The sequence below is a fragment of the Pseudoduganella sp. R-43 genome (assembly GCF_049913255.1).
Taxonomy (GTDB): Bacteria; Pseudomonadota; Gammaproteobacteria; order Burkholderiales; family Burkholderiaceae_D; genus Rugamonas.
In genome coordinates this window covers 3,188,142-3,206,702 of record NZ_CP183988.1, presented here as the reverse complement: position 1 = coordinate 3,206,702, position 18,561 = coordinate 3,188,142, and the positions used below count along the sequence as shown (strand labels likewise).

Annotated in this window: 15 protein-coding genes; 1 reads left to right on the top strand and 14 read right to left on the bottom strand. The window is 55.0% G+C overall.

Annotation, left to right across the window (positions count from 1 at the left end; all coding sequences use genetic code 11):
- Positions 1-5 precede the first annotated feature (5 nt).
- The 3 genes from ACN9M3_RS14740 to ACN9M3_RS14730 all read right to left on the bottom strand — a co-directional run bounded on the left by ACN9M3_RS14740 (position 6) and on the right by ACN9M3_RS14730 (position 7,980).
- Positions 6-7,037 carry a polymorphic toxin-type HINT domain-containing protein gene (locus ACN9M3_RS14740; RefSeq protein ID WP_426323385.1) on the bottom strand — a complete coding sequence of 2,344 codons (7,032 nt, stop codon included), beginning with the start codon at positions 7,035-7,037 and terminating at the stop codon, positions 6-8.
- 201 nt (positions 7,038-7,238) lie between these two features.
- The gene (locus ACN9M3_RS14735; RefSeq protein ID WP_426323383.1) at positions 7,239-7,568 is read right to left on the bottom strand and encodes a hypothetical protein; all 330 of its coding nucleotides are present in this window, start codon (positions 7,566-7,568) and stop codon (positions 7,239-7,241) included.
- A gap of 76 nt (positions 7,569-7,644) precedes the next feature.
- A complete protein-coding gene (locus ACN9M3_RS14730; protein WP_426323381.1) occupies positions 7,645-7,980 on the bottom strand; it encodes a hypothetical protein in 336 nt (111 codons plus the stop codon).
- Between the two features lie 330 nt (positions 7,981-8,310).
- Between ACN9M3_RS14730 and ACN9M3_RS14725 the strand changes: the two genes are divergently transcribed.
- Complete coding sequence (locus tag ACN9M3_RS14725) at positions 8,311-8,505, top strand: hypothetical protein (protein WP_426323379.1); 195 nt, start codon at positions 8,311-8,313, stop codon at positions 8,503-8,505.
- A gap of 18 nt (positions 8,506-8,523) precedes the next feature.
- Here the strand turns inward: ACN9M3_RS14725 and ACN9M3_RS14720 are convergent, their stop codons facing one another.
- From ACN9M3_RS14720 to pilO, 11 genes are read right to left on the bottom strand one after another with little or no spacing between them, the layout of a single operon-like run.
- The gene (locus ACN9M3_RS14720; RefSeq protein ID WP_426323377.1) at positions 8,524-9,036 is read right to left on the bottom strand and encodes a hypothetical protein; all 513 of its coding nucleotides are present in this window, start codon (positions 9,034-9,036) and stop codon (positions 8,524-8,526) included.
- A gap of 2 nt (positions 9,037-9,038) precedes the next feature.
- On the bottom strand, positions 9,039-9,782 hold the full coding sequence (locus tag ACN9M3_RS14715; RefSeq protein ID WP_426323375.1) for a hypothetical protein: 744 nt from the start codon (positions 9,780-9,782) through the stop codon (positions 9,039-9,041).
- Positions 9,763-11,409, bottom strand: coding sequence for a GspE/PulE family protein (locus tag ACN9M3_RS14710; RefSeq protein ID WP_426323373.1), 1,647 nt, complete (start codon positions 11,407-11,409; stop codon positions 9,763-9,765). The genes ACN9M3_RS14715 and ACN9M3_RS14710 overlap by 20 nt, the downstream gene beginning before the upstream one ends.
- A gap of 5 nt (positions 11,410-11,414) precedes the next feature.
- A complete protein-coding gene (locus ACN9M3_RS14705) occupies positions 11,415-12,596 on the bottom strand; it encodes a type II secretion system F family protein (protein ID WP_426323371.1) in 1,182 nt (393 codons plus the stop codon).
- A gap of 22 nt (positions 12,597-12,618) precedes the next feature.
- Entirely contained in the window at positions 12,619-13,032 is a 414-nt protein-coding gene (gene gspG, locus ACN9M3_RS14700) for a type II secretion system major pseudopilin GspG (RefSeq protein WP_426323369.1), read from the bottom strand.
- 8 nt (positions 13,033-13,040) lie between these two features.
- On the bottom strand, positions 13,041-13,502 hold the full coding sequence (locus ACN9M3_RS14695) for a type II secretion system protein (protein ID WP_426323367.1): 462 nt from the start codon (positions 13,500-13,502) through the stop codon (positions 13,041-13,043).
- Positions 13,503-13,505: 3 nt separating this feature from the next.
- The gene (locus ACN9M3_RS14690) at positions 13,506-13,880 is read right to left on the bottom strand and encodes a type II secretion system protein (RefSeq protein WP_426323365.1); all 375 of its coding nucleotides are present in this window, start codon (positions 13,878-13,880) and stop codon (positions 13,506-13,508) included.
- Positions 13,880-14,371 carry a type II secretion system protein gene (locus ACN9M3_RS14685; RefSeq protein ID WP_426323363.1) on the bottom strand — a complete coding sequence of 164 codons (492 nt, stop codon included), beginning with the start codon at positions 14,369-14,371 and terminating at the stop codon, positions 13,880-13,882. The genes ACN9M3_RS14690 and ACN9M3_RS14685 overlap by 1 nt, the downstream gene beginning before the upstream one ends.
- The gene (locus ACN9M3_RS14680) at positions 14,368-16,686 is read right to left on the bottom strand and encodes a cohesin domain-containing protein (RefSeq protein WP_426323361.1); all 2,319 of its coding nucleotides are present in this window, start codon (positions 16,684-16,686) and stop codon (positions 14,368-14,370) included. The genes ACN9M3_RS14685 and ACN9M3_RS14680 overlap by 4 nt, the downstream gene beginning before the upstream one ends.
- Before the next feature lie 3 nt (positions 16,687-16,689).
- Positions 16,690-17,202, bottom strand: coding sequence for a hypothetical protein (locus ACN9M3_RS14675; protein WP_426323359.1), 513 nt, complete (start codon positions 17,200-17,202; stop codon positions 16,690-16,692).
- Complete coding sequence (gene pilO, locus ACN9M3_RS14670) at positions 17,195-17,737, bottom strand: type 4a pilus biogenesis protein PilO (protein WP_426323357.1); 543 nt, start codon at positions 17,735-17,737, stop codon at positions 17,195-17,197. Before pilO ends, ACN9M3_RS14675 begins: the two co-directional genes overlap by 8 nt.
- Positions 17,738-18,561 lie beyond the last annotated feature (824 nt).

Sequence of the window (18,561 nt, the reverse complement as noted above, 5' to 3'; positions counted from 1 at the left end):
TTCTCCTAATATAGGTCACCCCAAAGCTTGAATCCACCTTGTTGTCCGGGGTGAAGTAACCACTGCCAAGAGCTCCCCTGATGCTGCGGCCTTGGCACAAGCTGCATCAACCCCGGTTGATCGGGAACATGATGCCAAGACCATCCGGCCGGACTTTGATCCAGGCGTGATGGAAGCGCGACCCCTAATTTTTCCATCATTTCGGCAAACTTTGCATCCTTCGCCATCTCCGCTTTCAAGGTCTTGTTAGCATCGGTGAAATGAGATCCGCGAGTGCCAGCTCCTTTCATTGCAATTTGAGCCTCGAAGGCGACAGAGTATGCGACCGCTTTCGTACACGTGCAATTATGTACGAAGGCCCGTTGCTTGCCCGCAAAGTAAGTATGGAAATCGGCAACCGTGAAGTTATAGGTTTTGTCGAGGCGATCTAGGCTTCGAAGCGATTGCACAGTGAGCGGTTCCCCTTTTAGATCAACCAACTCCATGCCAGCCTCAAGCTTTGCTGCGTCTACCCAGCCCTTCCCCCCCACCCAGAAGGGGTGATTGTCAGTTACCTCAAGACGTTCTTCCACACCAGATTTCGAAAGGGTTACCAGTTCATACAACAGTTTTTGCTCGGTAACTATCAGCTCGGTCACAGGCTTCAGCTCAGTTTCACCGTTCTCTGCATTTCGTGCAAATACTAACTGCCCAACTTTAACAGTCTCGATAGGGACTTCGCCATCTACAGTCATAATAGGCGTACCAGCTGCGAAGCAGCAGTTGCAAACCTTAGCAGCACGGCGCGCCATTTTTGCGGCGGCGGCAGCTCCGTCACCCGGTCCTGGCGTCAACGTTGCAAGGATACTTACCGCACCGAGTCCAAGATCCCAACCATCTGATTTTCCAAACGGATACTCAATCGCGGTCAGCCCCAAGTCAATTAGGTCGGCTCCGACACCGAAGAGCGGAATTGCTCCCGCGCCGCTAAGACCGATATGCGCCCATTTGCTGAAACGATCATAAGAAGACGATTCTTTGCTTTCCGTGCCTCCGCCTGCTGAAACACCATTAAGACTCACACCTCCCAGCTTTGCATTTGCCTGCCGCTTTGCTGCCGGGCCGAAAGTGCCAACATGGTGGAATACGTTCATGCCTCCTTCACCAGTTCCCATCGAGAGATGGTCAGTGAAAGCCCCCATTGGCTGTCCATAAATCGTCGTTTCACTCCCCGGGGCCGGAACGTGTACCGTTGGCATTGGATCACACGAATTGCCGTTAGCCTGGTCTCCGCAGCCAGTGAAACCCGTCGGATCGATCCGATTGGTCGGATTATTCATCACATAGCTATAACGGTTAAAGGACTGCCCATTCAAAGGATCTTCAACAAACGGGTCCGCCGAAAGGAACCGCCCCACGACCGGATCATAAATGCGTCCGTTCATGTGAACGAGATCCAACTGCTCCAGCATTTCATGGCCGGTGTAACCGCTATTGTCCGGAATTCCATCCAATGCGATTGGGAGTCCGCTCGCGTTCAAGCGACGCCACTTGCCCCAGACATCGTAAGACATACGTTCTTTCACGTTGCCAACTTCGTCAGTAAGCGCGACGACACTGCCCAAATGATCCACGTGAGACCAGCGCAATTCTGTTGGCCCGCCGGATCGATCAATCTCCAAACCAATACCATTCGGCCAATACGTCTTCACCGAAACTGTGCTGCCCAGAGTCACGACTTCCTGTGGCCCCGCATAGACAATCTGCGTTCCATCACCGCGATCCTGCCTCACCCGCTGATGTTCTGGTCCGTAAACAAACTCGCTCGTGCCACTAGCATTGCTAATGCTCTTTGGCATATCGAAGCTTGTCCACACAGCAGTCCGCCCAGCCCCATTCACCAGGTTACCGTTGTCGTCGTAATTGAAATCGCCAATGCCAGTGATGTTCCTCACTGCGTGAGGACGCACCACACCGGATCCTGGAGTTGGATATGTATATGAACCGACACCCGTCCTACTCGAAATGCCGCCGTCATCGTTATAGCCATATACCTGTTCCACTGAGAGCACTTTGCTGCTCGACACGCGATTCAGGCGGTCGTAACCAAAATCCTCGCTAAAGCCAGCGGTTTCCCAATACTGGGTGCGCTTAGTCACGTTGCGCAGCTTGTCGTACTCGTACCCGACTTCGACCCGGCGTACTCCTGCGGAACTAGCTTGAATCGAGGTCAGCGTGTCATTGCCGGCGTTATAGACTTTGGTCTGCAACAAGCCATTCCCAAGCAATGCGGCTGTCACGCGATTCGAAGCATCTTGTTTGGTTGCCTTCCACAATACGAGATTGCCTCGTTCGATTCGCTCAAGGTAGCCCATAGCGTTGAAGCGCAGATCGAAGCGTTTTGCGGCCTCATCATTGCGTCGATATACCTGTGCACTTAGACGGTTCCAAGCATCATATTCATTCGTTTGCTTATAAACGCCGTCGGTTAATTTCTGCGTTACTTGCTTTGGACGGCCGAGACTGTAGTACTCGTGCACGCGGCTGTAATCTTTTTTCAGCGGCGTACCAGTGTAGGCCTCAGCCAACAGACCTGTCCCGTTCGCCGCAGTGTCGTAGATCCAATGGCTTTCCAAATCCGGTTCATACCTTGCAGTCATGCGCCCCAAAGGATCGTATTCACTGCGAGTGAACTGACCTGCCGCACGTTGGTTCGGGGAGACCTGCTTCCACACGCGACCGAGCGGATCATTGTCAAAATGGGTCCAACCCAGGTCCGGATCACGCAAGTCTGTCTTACGACCCATACGGTCGTAGGAAACTGTCGTCACGTTTCCATTTGGATCGGTAGTTCTGGTCAAGTTGCCGAACGGGTCGTAGCTGTAGGTTGTTGCCTTACCATTTGCATCGATGACGAATCGCACCTGCCCCACCGCATCCTTTTCAATGATCCGCTGGTAACCCTTGGCATTGGTTTCTACGGTCCTGTACCCGCTGTACTCAGTTTTAGTTTCCGATTCGCCTCCGGAAATGACCGAGGTGACACGGCCAAGCCCATCGTATGCAAACAGCACGTCCGAATAGCGCGGCTGGCCCAGGTATGCCGGTTTGAAGCTTTCTCGCAGACGACCTTGGCTGTCATATTCTTTATCGGCTCGAATACGAGTAGCGTCAAATCCCCACGTCTCAGTCGTCAATACGCGGCCTTGCGAATCCGAATATACCAACACGGGTACTTCGGTCCTGGAGGTTCCGCTGTAGACTTCTGTAACTTGTACGACTCTCGCCCCACCAGGGCAGTCGCCGATACAGCGTTTGAAGTAATTCAAAGTCTGCATCCGCACGCCATCGACTTCTTGAATTGCCGATTCAACACGGCCGAATCCATCAACGCCCCACGTAGTGGCGACGCCATTCGGACCATTCAGGCCGATCTTTACCCCGGTACCTTCGTCGTAGCTATAGCTTTCCTGGTGACCCAGCGCGTTCTTTACAGTCGAAGGGAATCGCCCACGGCTATCGTAGGTCGTATCGCTGACTGTACGCGTCAGCATCTGGCCCGAATCTTTGTCTTTCCAGGTTTGCCTCTTCTCCTTAACCAGGCCGAACGTGTTCCCAGCACGGATGTAGTCCGTTTCCACGCGATAGAGGTCACGTTCCTCGCCTGTAGCATCGGGTTCGACGATCTCCTTGCTGACCTGTCCGTTGGCGTCATAGGCAAAGGCCACCTTTCGGGTCAAACTCGACTGGGTGTCGTATTGTGTTTTGGTCACCGATACTGGTAGACCAATCATCCAGTTAGTTGCGTTGTCTTGGAAAACAGTGTCAACCAGGGTAACGAACCTATTGCCGGCCCCTTCCCTCACTGTCTCTTGGCGCTTCAAATTGCCATAGATCGCACTTGGTGCGTCCTCAAAGGTATTAGTCGTCGTGCGCGTGCCAAGGTCAGCGCAGTTCCAATCACGAAGCTGGGTCACTTCCTGCAGCAAATAAGGGAACAGGGTTGACACACCGTTAGCTTGAACGATTGACTGAGCACGAATCGAGTTAGTTTTATTGCTCAGAGCGCAGCCTTTATTCTCCACACGTTCAGAGGTCAACTGGCCGACGAAAGGCCAAACTTGACTATATTCCCTCGTAGTTACGATGTCGTTTTCTACGTCCGTGGATATAATTTTTCCAAAGCCGGCGGAGCCACGGCCATGCATGTTTGTTGCGGCATCTTGATAAGCATAGGTTGCAGTACGCGAAATCCCCGCTCCGTTGCTATGAACAAGACGATTGACGATTTTTCCAACCGTTGGAGTACGCTGCAGTGGATAGCCATAGACACGGTTTGATTGGCTCGCCGCCCCCTGTTCCGTATATTCCACGGTCGACACTGCCCCGAAGCCATTTGTAACGCGATGTATACGGTCCAGTGCTTGCCCCGATACGGCAACGTCAACTGGCGCGTAGACCTCCCAACGGCCATCCTCCGCCCAAGTACCATTAACAAATTTCCCTGAGCGATACTTCACCAGTTGCGTGCGCCCAGTCCCAAGCAAGTCCATAAAGTAGAACTCGTCGCCAGCGCTCAATCCGTAACTCAGACTTCTTAATGCTGGCCCCGCCCAGTCCGAGCAGGTCATAGCTGCATCGGATTTATCGGCCGAGGTCGCGTCTCCGATAATCCGGCACATTTGAAGCTGCCCGGTCAGTGCAGGCACCGATGTCGCATACGAATACTTTTCGACCAAGATCGACGGCGCTCCGTCTCCTATAAAGTTGCCTACTGCCTGGATCCGCGAGTAGCCTGTATCTCCAGCCGCATCAGAGCGCGCGCCGCTGAATTTTCTACGCACGTCACAGTCGAGGGCGCGTCCTGTCGAAAGACATACTGTAGTTTCCAGTTTTCTGAAACGTGGACCAGGGGCCTGGCTGTGCTCGAGATAGCCGAAGATTAGACCGTTGTAACCGGAACCGTTGAAATCAGCGGCCGAGCCGGCGCTTTGGAACGGCCCCTCAAACGTATACCAAGTACAGGCGGTGATAGTGATCGTGCACGGGATCTCCGGGTATTTGTAATCCGCTACCGTTGTCATGCGTTCACCAGGCTTACGGAACCCGTCAATGCCAATCCAAGGTTGCGAGTTTACCCAATAAGGGTCCATGGCTCCGAACTCAGGATCATATGGCTGGACGAAATACGGACTACTCCAACGCGTGTCATATGGTTTGCCCACACCGGAATAGTCAACCATCTGAGCAAAGTCCATGTAATTGCGCGTCGCGTAACCCCACAAATTTCGGTCCGCTTGCCAGTTGCTCAGAACACGGTACGGCGGATCAGCATCTTGAATGCAGGAATTGCCCGAGCACAGATAGGCTTTTCCTGAGTTATCCATCTGCGTGTAGTGTGCCGAACGACCATCACCTGCGACATCAACCACGTACGGCGATCCGTTAGAAGTATTCTCTCCCTTCGCCGCCAATCCACTATTGCAATTGAACGTAATAAAAGACCCTGCCCGTAGCGCAGCAGGATTTGCTAAAGGCGACAAACAAATCTTCGTCTCGCTGGAAGTTCGTGCCAGAAGATCCAAAGCGCCATCACCATCGAAATCGCCCACTTCGAGCACAACAAAGCGCTCGCCGGTGTTGAGGCCATAACTGTATTTGACAAAGCCAGAGTTCGCCTGACCGGTATTATGATAATAAGCGTACGAGCTATACAGAGTCCCGGGAGGAATTGGGTTACCATAATTGGACACGTCGTCGGTATCCTGCGGTGATGCTTTGCGCTTCTCAAGAACATCAGTAAAGCCGTCGCTTTCGAAGTCGCTGAACGCGAAATAATCGGCATGGTGGGTCGACCATTTATCCGCAGTTGGATTAAAGGTTGTCAGCACCGGCGCGCCAGCCCAGTTACCTATGTAGGTGAACCCTGCAGCTTTTGAAGGATCCGGCTGGCCCCATGCAAATTCAGTCTTCGGCAGACACTTTCCACGCGCGCATGCCTCGACCGATTTCAGCAGACTGCGACCGCTGCTCTGGCTGGCTTCGTAAGCGAGGTTATAGCGGCGAACTTCGCGCCAACCCGATGGAACCAAGTTGTTGGATACTGCACCATCAAGGTTGTCGCCGACGTAGGTGATTATTCCATTCAGCCGGCTGACCAGGTCGATTCGAGTCTCGTCCAGATAGCGCTTCCATTTATCTATGCGCGAGTTGTCGTAGCTAAAATGTACGGCTGCGTGAGGGGCGTTTACGCCCGATGCCCCCATGCCGCCATACCGAATCACGGATGGACGATGCTCACCACGTGTCATATCCTGGGTGTATTCGAATCGAATGTAATTGCCGACGCGGTCTTGGACCCGCCCTATCGCCCACGATTGAGCACCCAACTTACTCGCGGCGTCAGGCTGTTTGCCATCTGCCCCGCTTTGAACGGGCTGAACAACGACCGCGACTGTAGCTGTGCCGCCGCCATAAGTCATAATCCTGCCATCTTTGGATTCGAGCTTAAAGGTACGTGCGGCGATGCCGCCAAGTGCAGTAATTCGGCTGAACGACTCTAGTTCGGTTCGGTATTCGGCACCTTCTGCCCAATAATTCTCATCTGTGAGCGCCCTGTTCGCCAGGATCAAGCGCTGACCATCCAGGCACAGCCGGTCCGCAGTGGTAAAGCCAATGCGCTCGTTAACGCCATCCTGGGCGATGGTCTTCCCACAGCGGTGAATACTTGACAATCCGCCCAACGTCCAACCAACACCCAGCAGGCCGTTCTGAGTCGAACCGTTATAGTTCAACGACAGACTTGGTTGTAGACTCGCAGTGCCAGGTGGCACAACTAGAGGAATGCTATAGGTCGCAGTGCCAGAGTTAGAAACACCAAGCTCTCCCGGCAAAGTGCCGGCATCCGGGTCATTCAAGTGCGGTGTCGTAAAATTGGCTAGCGTAACCTGACCCGGCGTACTCATTCCGCCACTGCCGCTTCCACCCGTTCCACCGCTTGGTGGCGTAGTTGAAGTTCCTGAGTCATCGTCCAGCAATAAGCTGAAGATCGCATTCATCGCCGCTTTCACGGCGTTTGGATCAGGGTTCGGAGCCGTAGTGTCTGCCGCGATCGCGGGCAGCATCAACGTTGCGCACATGAACGCAATAAAAGTCTTCTTCAACATTGTTTCTAAGGAGGATTTGAAGCGAAGAGAAGCGACGCAGAGCTCGCCGCTGAATGTTTTTCTATTTAATTTCAGTGAATTTCAGACGTCGCCTTACTCATCGATAAAAATCGAGCGGACTTTTGATGCCCAACCGGTGCAACCGTCGACTTCAATTCTCACGTATTTGCCAGCCAAAAGAGCGCCAAGAGCGGCGGCGTATACTTGTTTTGCACCAGGTGACGATAGTTCGAGTTTGTAGGTGTCTGTTTCGCAAGGGGCAGACGATTGGCTTACATAGATATAAGCGACCGGACCAGCATCGTAGATGTAGGGGCGCACGCTTCGAATTTTTACAGCGGCGCCTGTTGGCTCCGCAAATGCGCCAGCAGACGCAAGACTGAGTGCTACAGCAACTAGCAACAAAATTTTAGATTTAAACATCGGCGAATCGGTATAACGAGGTTTGAATGAAGCCCGAATTCTGGGCGTGCCGGACCAGGCAAATGTGCAGACGGTGCTATTTGATCAGGATAATGGACTGGATCTTGGTGCCCCATCCGGTGCAGCCACTATTTACCGCCTCAATGCGGACAGATTTATCCGTTACCAACGCGGTTAACGCAGCAGCGTACGCCTCTTTGGCGCCAATCCATGAGAGGTCGATCACGTAGCCCTGCGTTTCGCACGGCTGGTTAGATTGACTTACTTCGACATAGATATTTCCCCCGGCGGGCGTGTTGTACGGGCGAAGGCTCAGAATCTTCACGGGAGCCCCGGTTGGCTCTGCAAGCGCGGATGCACCAAATAAGCTCGCAAACACGGCGAGCACTAACGACAGCAACGTCTTGCCCATCTTGTATCTCTTCGTAATATCGCTGGACTAGTTGGCACCACAAGGCGTGGCGCATGGGAAAATGTTAATTGTAACAAGAGATGTTAATTCTTAGCAATGGCCGTGAACGAAAATCATCGTCCTTGCCGGACCAAAGTAGCCTTAAAACCGCAAGCGTGCCGGCTCACCCAGCTGTCACCAAGACCGCTCGCCAAGTAGTTGCACTCTAAACACCATTCGTAGGTATGCGCCGTAAGTCAACTGCGGACTACCCAGCGTTAAACTTGTGCCACGGCGAGCAAACTGAGTGCGGTCACATGACCATTGGACAATTCCTTTTGGGGTATCCGAATGATTATCGTTCGTGTAGACGATAACGGCTTTTTGAGCGAGGTGCGCCGCAAGGCGGTGCTTGCCATTGCCTTCCCACCTGCAGTGGTGGCTTGGAAGGCAAGTACACCTGCGCCGGATGAGCAAGAATTATTTGCCGCGCTGCCCCAACCGTTTTGGGCATACAAAATTACAGTGCCATCTCAAGAATATTAATGGCCAAAATCATTGCGTTCATTGCGTCAATGTCGCCTTGATCTCAAAGGAAATCGTCGACATCCGGACGCGCTGCATGTTCTTCTGGCGCGTAAGATGAACGTTCATCAGGATTCTCTGCCTCCCTAGGCGCTCGATGAATTCAACAACAGCCAAACCATCTTTCGCCTCCCCTCGCAGCACCAGCTGGCGCGCGGGTTTGTCGGGCTGAAATGCCAGCAGCTCTATGTCGGCGTTACCGGCTCGCTCAACTGCTACAAAGATCGGTTCCCAGTTAAAACCGCGCTCAGCCTTCAATGCGTTCCAGCGCTTTAAATCTTCCACCTGTGTTTTAGATAAGGGCGGCGCAGGTTTCGGCCTGTTTGCGGTGCGCAGCGCTTTTTCCTGAGCGTTCCATGTGGCGGCCTTTCCATGCTCTGATCTCGCGATCAGTCCCAGCCAGATCGATACGACGGTCAGGGCGACGCAAATCAGCACCAATCTAGAGGTGTGGCGCGGCTCTGGCTTCAGGTAGTTCATCATTCGTTCCATGTTCACCTCCATGCACACAAAGGCAGCCGCGCGGTCGCAGCATCCGGTAGACATGCCGAGATGATGGAATCCAGCGACACGGAACTTTCCGGCTCGGCGTGCCAGATAGAGACCTGTTGAACGTCTCCCTGCGCAACCGCCACCCGCTTCAAGAGCCGTGTGGCAGCCTGCTCGAACGAGCCGGCAACAGGCTGCACGTCAAGATCGAGGAATCGCGCGCCCTGCCCAGCAATTGCCGTCAAGCGGGCAGGCTCGCGCAGCAGCACAATCTGCTTGGCTTGCGCCGCCCCCGCCAGGCGCCAGTACGCTGCAGCCGACACGGGCAGGACCGATGACAGCTTAAGGCCTTTCGCCGCCAGGAGTTCAAGTACCTGCTCTATCCACTGCCTGCGTACCGCATAAGCAATTCCCAGTGAACGGAAGTGACGGAAACCTGTCTGCACGATCCACCCCTCATCAACTGGTGCCCCTCGCTGCTCAAAGGCCGCACGCGCGTAGGTGCGCAATTCGTCCGGAGAAGTCAGCAACTCCTGCCAAGCCAATGGCATGACAAATGCAACGCTGTCCGAGATCATTAGTTGTACACGAGTGCCCCTGCGTAGCGGCTTCGCTTGGGCGCTCAGCATGCCTTCGAGCGCAACCAGCAAATCCTCCGCCCCATGCTGAGTGACGACAGCATCGCGCACTATCCAGGATTGGCCTGGAAACAGGCCGATAGTAAGGCGCTCAGGCCACAAAAGTGACACGATTCACCTCCTGCAGTGTGGTATGGCCTTCCTTCACCAGGTCCAGCGCAACGTCGCGCAGGAAGCGCATTCCTTCGCGTCGTGCCTGTTCCTTCAGAGCGCGAATCGATGCCCGCGCGACGATCATCTCGCGGATTTCATCCGTTAGCCGCAGTACTTCCGCAATTGCTCGACGCCCTTTAAAGCCGGTATTTCGGCACTGGACGCAGCCGCGCCCCGCGTGAAATAGATAATTCTCCGGATCGCGAATGCCGGACTCCTCCAGCAACGACGCATCAATTGCCACTGGCTCACTGCAATGCGGGCAGTTCTGTCTCAAGAGTCGCTGGGCGACCACACCCGTCAACGACGATACGAAGTTATAGGGGTCAACCCCCATGTGCATGAAACGACCAATCACGTCGAACGTATTGTTGGCGTGAACGGAAGTAAACACCATGTGGCCAGTCAGCGCGGATTGCACTGCAATCTGCGCGGTCTCGGCGTCGCGGATCTCGCCCACGAGGATTTTGTCGGGGTCATGACGCAGGATTGACCGAAGGCCGACTGCAAAGGTCAGGCCTTTCTTCTCATTGACGGGGATCTGCAGCACGCCCGGCAACTGATATTCGACGGGGTCCTCAATGGTGATGACTTTGTCTTCGCCGCGGTTAATTTCAGTCAATGCGGCATACAGCGTCGTGGTCTTGCCGCTGCCGGTCGGCCCGGTCACCAGCATCATGCCGTAAGGTTCTGCTGCAAGGCGGCGCAGCAAGCGGATTGTCTGTTTATCGAAACTGAGCGAGTCCAGCGTCAAGCGCTGAACGCTGTCAATCAGCGCCTTCTTGTCAAGCACGCGCAGCACGGCATCCTCGCCGTGAATGCTTGGCATGATCGATACGCGGATGTCGATATCACGCCCCCTGCTCGCAACACGGAAACGGCCGTCTTGCGGTATGCGCTTTTCGCCGATGTCCAGGTCCGCCAAAACCTTCACACGTGCAATTGCCTGGTCCGCAAGGGCCGGGTTGTTAACCGAAGCGATGTGATTCAGTACACCGTCGATACGGAACTTGATCACCAAGCCTTGCGGCAAAGTTTCCAAGTGGATGTCGCTGGCCTCCATTCGCAAGGCGTCGAACACCGTGGAGTTGATCAGGCGGACGGCGGGGCTGGCCTCGCCCTGAATGCCAGTCAGGGTCAAGTCGGCGCTTGAGTCGCGCTCGATCTCACTAGCCTCTTCGATGCCCACCGCATCTGCCACGGCGCTAAACGTACCTTCATACGACTCAAGGCGCTCGCGTATGGCAGCCGGGTCGCCAAGGTAAATGTCGGCCAGCGGCAGAGTCGCGAGCCACGCGCCTGCGGCTGCATCGAACGGCAGGCCGAGAACGGCAACCAGGCCACCATCGTCTTGCTCGGAAATGATTACGATGCGCTCCAGCATATCTTTGTAGGGTGCGCGATCAAACGCCGGTACCAAGCGTCCGACTTCGCTCGCATCAATAGCGGCATAGCCAAGAGCTTCCGCCGCCTGCTTTAATGCTTCGGCTGGCAGTAACCCCAGTTTTTCGGCCAGCAGTTCCAGCCAGCGCTGAGGAGGATGCGCGGCCTGACGCGCCTCATCGAGTATCTTAGGTGTCAGCATAGGTATCAAGTGATATTCGCCAGATCGAAAATGGGGCTGTATAGCATGAGTACGATGGCACCAACGACAAGGCCAATACCCAGCATCAACGCCGGTTCAATCAACCTGCCCGCGGTGTCGATCCAGGTGGCTGATTCCTGGTCATAGAAGTCTGCAATGCGCTCCATCATTTCATCAAGGTTGCCGGAGGATTCACCGGCCACAAGCAGGCGCTCTGCCACCTCTGTACTAAGGCGCGACTCCGTCATCGCACGGGACATTGCTTTGCCTTCACTGACGTGCTGCAGAGCAGCAGCCAGGTCGTCTTGCATAGATTCAGGGAGCGATGCTTGCGTCATGCGCATGGCGGCCAGCACGCTTACGCCGCTGCGCAGCAGCATGCCCAAGGTGCGATACAGGCGTGCCAACTGAAGAATCCAGACACGCTCGCCAATCCACGGTGTGGCCATGAGCCTGCGATAGGCGAGCGCATGCAGGCCTGGATGTAGAACCATTGCAGCCACCGTCGCAAACACTGCGGCGGCGATGGACCAGGCCATCAAAGTGTTTTCACGGACAAAGCTACCCCAGATCTGCACAAAGCCCCCACGAGCCTGCCCTGCGGCGCCGTCATCGTATATCTCGCTGAAGCGCGGCAGCACGTACAACATCAAGAAGCCAATCACCAGCAAACCAACGCTCATCAACACTGCCGGGTAGGTGGCCGCCGCACGCAACTTGCCTCGAATATCGTCCACCTGCTTCTGGTAGCGCATATAGCGTTCCACCGCAGCGCGCACGGTGCCGGTGGTTTCGCTTGCCTGCACCATCGCCACGTAGAGCGGCGGAAAAACGGAAGGCAAGCCGGCCATTGCTTCGGATAGCTGGTTACCTTGCTGCAGGCTTTGCAGGATCGCGTTGTAGACGGTGCGATGCTGTTCGCGGCGGTCGCTCTTGCCCAGTATCTCAATGGCATCCACCACGGTTTGGCCGGCCTCAAGAAGTGAAGACAGCTGCTGGTTAAATACCGTCAAATTGAAAGATGACCGCTTATGCCCGAATGCCAGGCCCGAACCCACCGCACGCAAATCAAGCACGCGCACGCCTGACGATGCAAGCACGCGGTGCGCCTCGGACTCACTGGCCGCGCTGACTTCAACTTGCTGAACGCCATGTGTGGCACTCAGTACCTTTGCCTTGAACTGCATCAATCAACAAAATACAAAAAAATTAGTAATTCGGGATGTCGGCATTCTCGCCTTCACCGCCCTGCTTTCCATCGCTGCCAAACGACATCAGCTCAAAATCACGGCCATCGACGCCTGGAATCTTGTACTGGTATGGGCTCCCCCATGGGTCGAGAGGAATGCCTTTTTTCACATAGGCGCCGTGCCACATTGGTTCGTTGGGCGGCTGCACGTACAGTGCGGCCAGGCCCGCCGCAGCCGGTGGGTAATGACCGGTGTCAATGCGGTACTGCTGCAAAGCTTTATCGAAGGCCTCGATCTGCACCTTGGCGATTTGCACCTTCGACTTCCCAATCTGGGAGAAGTACTTCGGGCCGACGAATGCCGCCAGCATGCCGACTATGACGATCACGACCAGTAATTCAAGCAGAGTGAAGCCTCGCGCCCTTTGATTCATGACTTTTCCTAACCTGGTGCAAATACGAACTTCCAGTCGCGATAGCTCGCCGCGTTGACAAATGTCTTCAGGTCGTCCGAAAAGCCGTCACGCTTGATTGGTCTCTGCTCAGACAAGGAATACACGCCAATAAGCTGCTTATGTTCCTCATCGAGGTACACCAGACCCCACTCTTTGCTACCGTTCATTGGATCGCGGAAGCGCTTGCGCAAATGCTTTCGAATCTTGGTTCCTCGCCTGTCTTCGAGCAGGGCATCCAGCGTCTCCGGATAGATCTTTCCCGTGCCCGGCGCATTTTCGTAATACGCTTTTATGGCATTCCTGTACGCGATTCCAGTTGCCAGCAGTTCAGCTTCCTTCGAACGGCGCTCCTCAGTCAGCGTATTGCGCAACGCACGCACAGATATCAGTGACATCACCGCGACCAGAAACATCACTACCACATAGCTGTAACCACGCTGCCGCTCCATACCTCACCAGTCTCCAAGCTGGGTATTGTCGCGACCAGTACCAGTTGCGCCGCTGCGAACATTTGCAACGGCACCATGCGCCGCGGTTTCCGGCGGCATTACGATCCAGGTGCTGCTGCTGTTGGTAAATGGATCCTTCGGGATCGCGCGCAAATACTTATCCTTGACCAGGTCTTCCAGTTCGTTCGGGTACGCGTTGTGATCCGCGAAATACTTGTCGATCGCATCGCGCAACAAGTACAAGTCTTCGCGCAACACATCTTCCTTGGTCCGGTCGATATTGCTGAAATAGCGTGGCGCAGCGATGGCTACGATCATTCCGACAATGGCCAAAGCGACGAGCAGTTCAATCAAGGTGAATCCGTTTTTCGCGCGCATTACCACTCCTTGTAAGGCACGCCGTTCAGGCCTGTCCTGTCCGACATGGAGTACACGTCAAACACATCGTCGCCCACCTGCGGTTGCTCGCTTGAAGAAGCGTAACTGCGTAGTCCCCAGGTACTGGCAGCCGCGATTCTGCTGTCTCCATAAAATGGATCACGCGGAATTCGACGCAAAAAAACAAGCCTCGGCTTCTTCGGATCTTTGGCATCCTCAATTCCATCCGTCAGCTCCAGCAGGCTCGCCGGGTATCCCGTTTTGCCGTCTTCTATTTTGATACGGCCATCCAACGTGGCCTGCTTGTACGCATCGATCGCATTGCGGATGTCGCGCAGTGCCACGCGCAGGGCCTGTTCTTTTTGGCGCTTTAAGGCTGTTTCCATAAACGGAACCGCGACAGACGCCAGTATTCCAACGATCACTGACGCCGCCAGCAATTCGATCAGGCTAAATCCACCACTGCGTCGCACACGCAAGACAAGCATCATGGCGAAACCGTTATCTGGTGCGAATATGGCAAGCCGGGTCGCGATACCGCACGCTGCGCGCCAATTGCTGTCATGCTGATGACGCTAATTTGAGCGCCAGGTGCGATACTCTTTGCTTTGACCTGTACGGACATCAGCTTGCCAGGCCCCTTGACACCAGCAGCACCAGGAATGCTGGCTCCCAGCGACGCGCGCCCACCAGCATTGTCGATCGTATGGCTGAACGCTCCCTTCCCTTCCGGGCCGAAGTATCCGCCATCGCTGACGGAGACGATCTCGAACTCGGCAGGGTTGAACGCCAGCTGCAGCGACGCAGCCCGCAATGCTTCCGGACTATCCATCGTCAACTGCAGCGTAAACACCTCACCAACTTTCGCAGACGGCGGCCCTTGCCATTGGAACTTCGGCGCATCTGGCGGCGAAGCAGGTGGCTGCATCGGTTGCGGCGCCGATTGCGCGGCAGGCACTGCGCCAGGAGCAGCACCTGGCGCCGATGCGCCATTCGCCTGCTCAAAATTACGCAAGCGAAGCGGCTTGCTGCTCAACGTGGCTTCGGTGCCCGACCAGAATGCTTCCGCGCTGGCATCCTTGCGCTGCATGTTCCGGATAAGGTGCGGAGTAATCGACAGCACGATCTCAGTCTTGTGGCGATTATCGCTCTGGCTGCCAAACAAGCGGCCTACTAGCGGCAAGTCGCCAATCAGTGGCAGTTTAGCGGCCGCCGAGCGATCTTCGTCATTGATCAACCCCGCCAGGATTTGGGTCTCGCCATCCTTCAATCGTAGCGCACTGCTAAAGTTGCGGGTGCCAATCTGGTATGCCTGCGAGCCATTATTGGTCTTGACCGAGGACACGAGCGAGCTGACTTCCAGTCCCAGTTTGAGACCGATTTCGTCGCGTTGGTGGATATCAGGCTCCACATCGAGTTTCAGACCAACATCGAGGTATTGAATATTCTCTGTGACAAAATTGCCAGAGGTGGTCGTCGTTACCACTGGCACCTTGTCTCCGATCAGGATTTTCGCCTTTTCCCGGTCGCGCACGCGGATTCGAGGGTTCGCCAACAAATTGGCGTCGCCATCCGACTTCGTCAGGTTAATCGTCGCCGACGGTACCGTGATACCAATGCCGGCAGATGTCAGCGCTTTCAGGTCGCTCAATTTCATTGTGGCTGCAGTCGTGCTACTCCCACCCGAACCACCATTGGCCAATGGAGCCACGGTGAACTGGCTGCTCCACTGCACGCCGAGGTTCAGCAACCGCGAACGGTTAATTTCCAGCACTTCCACTTCCAGCATGACTTCGGGTTCTTCCAGGTCGTGCAAGGCCAGCAGCTTGGTGGCCAGCGCGATCGTTTCCGGATTCTCACGCAGGATCAGCATGTTGTACTTGTCGTCCACAAAAACGTCCTTCAATTTGAGGACTGTTTTCAACATGCTTGCAGCCTGCTTGGCCTCAACGTTGGACATATAGAACGCCTTGACCATCAGGTCCTGGTACTCTCGATTTTTGCCGGACGTATTCGGGTAGATCAACACGCTGCTGGGGTTCAGAACCTTCTTTTCGAGCTGTCCCGTCGACAGAATTACGTCAATTGCATCGTCGAGCGTGGTGTTCTTCAGGAACAGGGTCGTGCGCTGATCCGACCTTACGTCACGGTCGAAAATGAAATTGATGCCGGTAGTGCGCGACAACGCGTCAAATACGAATTTGAGGCTCGCATCCCGGAATTCCAGATTGATCGGCTTGCGGTACATGGCGCCCAGGCTAGGGGATGTCATTGTTTCCTGCGCCTGCAGCGTCTCGATCTCCCGCTTCAAGGCGCGCGCATCTGCGTGATTTGGCGCAACTTTCAACACCCGAGCCACCAGTTCCGATGCTTCCTGAGTATTGCCACGCTTGAACGAATCCCTCGCATTCACGGCATCTGTGCTCGCGACTGCCGTTGCAGACAACAGTTCCAATCCTTCCAGGGCCCGGGCATTCGTAGCGTCATATTGCAGGACAGAGCGATAGGATTTCTCTGCTTCTGTCATTTTCCCGTCCGCGTATGCCGATGCGGCGCTTGCCAGCAATTTTGCCGTGACAGTTTCGCGTGTACGCAGCCAGTCGCGGCGATACTCCACATCGCCTGGCGACTGCTCCGCGGCCATGCCCAGTTCCTGCACGGCGTTGGCGTACTCGCCCTTGTCCAGCGCAACCATCCCGCGTCGGTGATGGAGAGTAGCGTCACATCCCGCCAATAGGAGGGATATTGCTGCCGCAGTCATCGCGGCCATCGGCCGCAATCGAAGAATCATCGGTTTGATACGCATTGTTCAGTTGCTCTGCATCGACAGGACTTGCCGCTGCTTGGTCGGTAAATGTTCGAATTCAATCTGGGTCGGGGTGATCGAAATCACCTTGTAAGTACTTTCCAGGACCTCCCCTGCCCGCGCCACCACCGGCTGATCGCCGCGTCCCAAGTACACAACTTCATCGGTGCCATCCTTCAAGCGCCCCATAAACTGGAACGGCAGCGCAGGCGGTCCCTCGGGAATGGTCAACGGCGCTATCGGAGGGGGAGCTACCACTTCCTTTACCGGCTCCGGGGGCGGCGGTGCTGGTACCCAGTTCCTCGGTTCAAATGGATCGCTGCCATCGGATTCCGCGCCAAGTTCTTCTGCGACCTGCATCGTTCCAGGCACAGAGACCGCAGGCCTTTGAATTGTTTCCGAAGTGGGAATTTTGACTTGCACGGGCGCTTCGTCGCTCGTTCCAATTGAAACATAGACGGTCGCGGCCAGGGCCGAGAACAAAATCACTTTCCGCACAACGGTGGCCTTATCCATGCAGGCTCCGGCGGTAGAAGGCTGAAAAAGCCAAGTCGCAGCTCAGTGGCGCAACAGCGACATCCTTCCGCGCACAGCTAATCGAATCCAGCGACACATTGTGCAAATCGGTGGTGAAGCGGGCACTGAAGCCACGAATGGCTCGATAACTGCCGTTGACCCTCATCGTAATGCGATACCGAATGAAGGGTTCGCTGCTGTTTTCATCCAGCGCATAAGCGACTTCGTCGAGAGGCAACTGCGTCTCCGCCGCAAATGCATTCAAAGACTGGACCAAGCTGGCGTTATCGAATGCAGGGAGCTCCACCGCCGCCGGGCTTTCCGACTTTATTTCTGGGGCGCGTGCCTTCATGCCGTCTATTGATTCCTGCAATCGCTGCAATTCAACAAACGCCTGCCTTGCTTCGCGCCGTTGGTCTGCAAATGCAAGCACCGCTGCAATCAATGCAGTGCCAGACACAGCAAGAAGCGGCATAACGATCGGCTGGGCGCGGAACAGTCGCGCACCATGAAAACGAAGAAATGGGAGAAGCATATATAACTCGAAGAACGTCGCTGGCAATTTGCCGCTGTTGCGGCAAGTCGGCCTTCGCCGATCTGCTCGAAGTCGAAGAAGGCTTAATAAGGTCCTTCAACGTAATAGGCCGAAGGCATTTGCCCCCAATTGGGAATAGAGCTGCAAGTGAAAGCGCTGTCGTTGTAGTAAAGGATCATACTTTTTCCCGCGACTCGAGCGCTCACCAACGATGCATACGCCGCTTTGCATACGGGCACTGGCATTGCAAAACTTCCCTGGGTCACCACGCTGCAAATCGAGTGGACCGCGGTTGAATTGGTGAGCGAAACGTAGATCCGGCCCTCCGCATCAATCCCTAGATGTGCGACGGTGCCATTGCAACTGTAGGCAAACGAATTCAAAGGAAACGCAAGCACCGCCGAGAGACCGACAATTGCGACAGATTTCCGGCGAATACGGAACGACAATTTCCGCAACTCCATAATTTATTTCTCCAAAATACTGACAGCTTTCCCAGGACAGTTCACCCACCAAGCTCGAGCAACTCAACAAACAAGTCGTCCCTCTGTCACCTGGTTGCATATTGTCGATCCGGCCAGCTGTCTTCCCCGGCATTGCGCATCCGCCGCCAGTATCCTGGGTGCAATCTGCGTTTTCAAAAACCTCACATTATGACCGTCAAAGCAATATTTATCAACGCCGATCTGCGGAGCTCGCGCCATAAAGACAACCCACACACAAGCAACAACTGTGATCGAATTGCAACTATTTTTTGAGGATTCAAAGCCTCCCGTTGATGATAAAAATGAAATTTAGATACCTTTGGACTTATGCGCTACTGG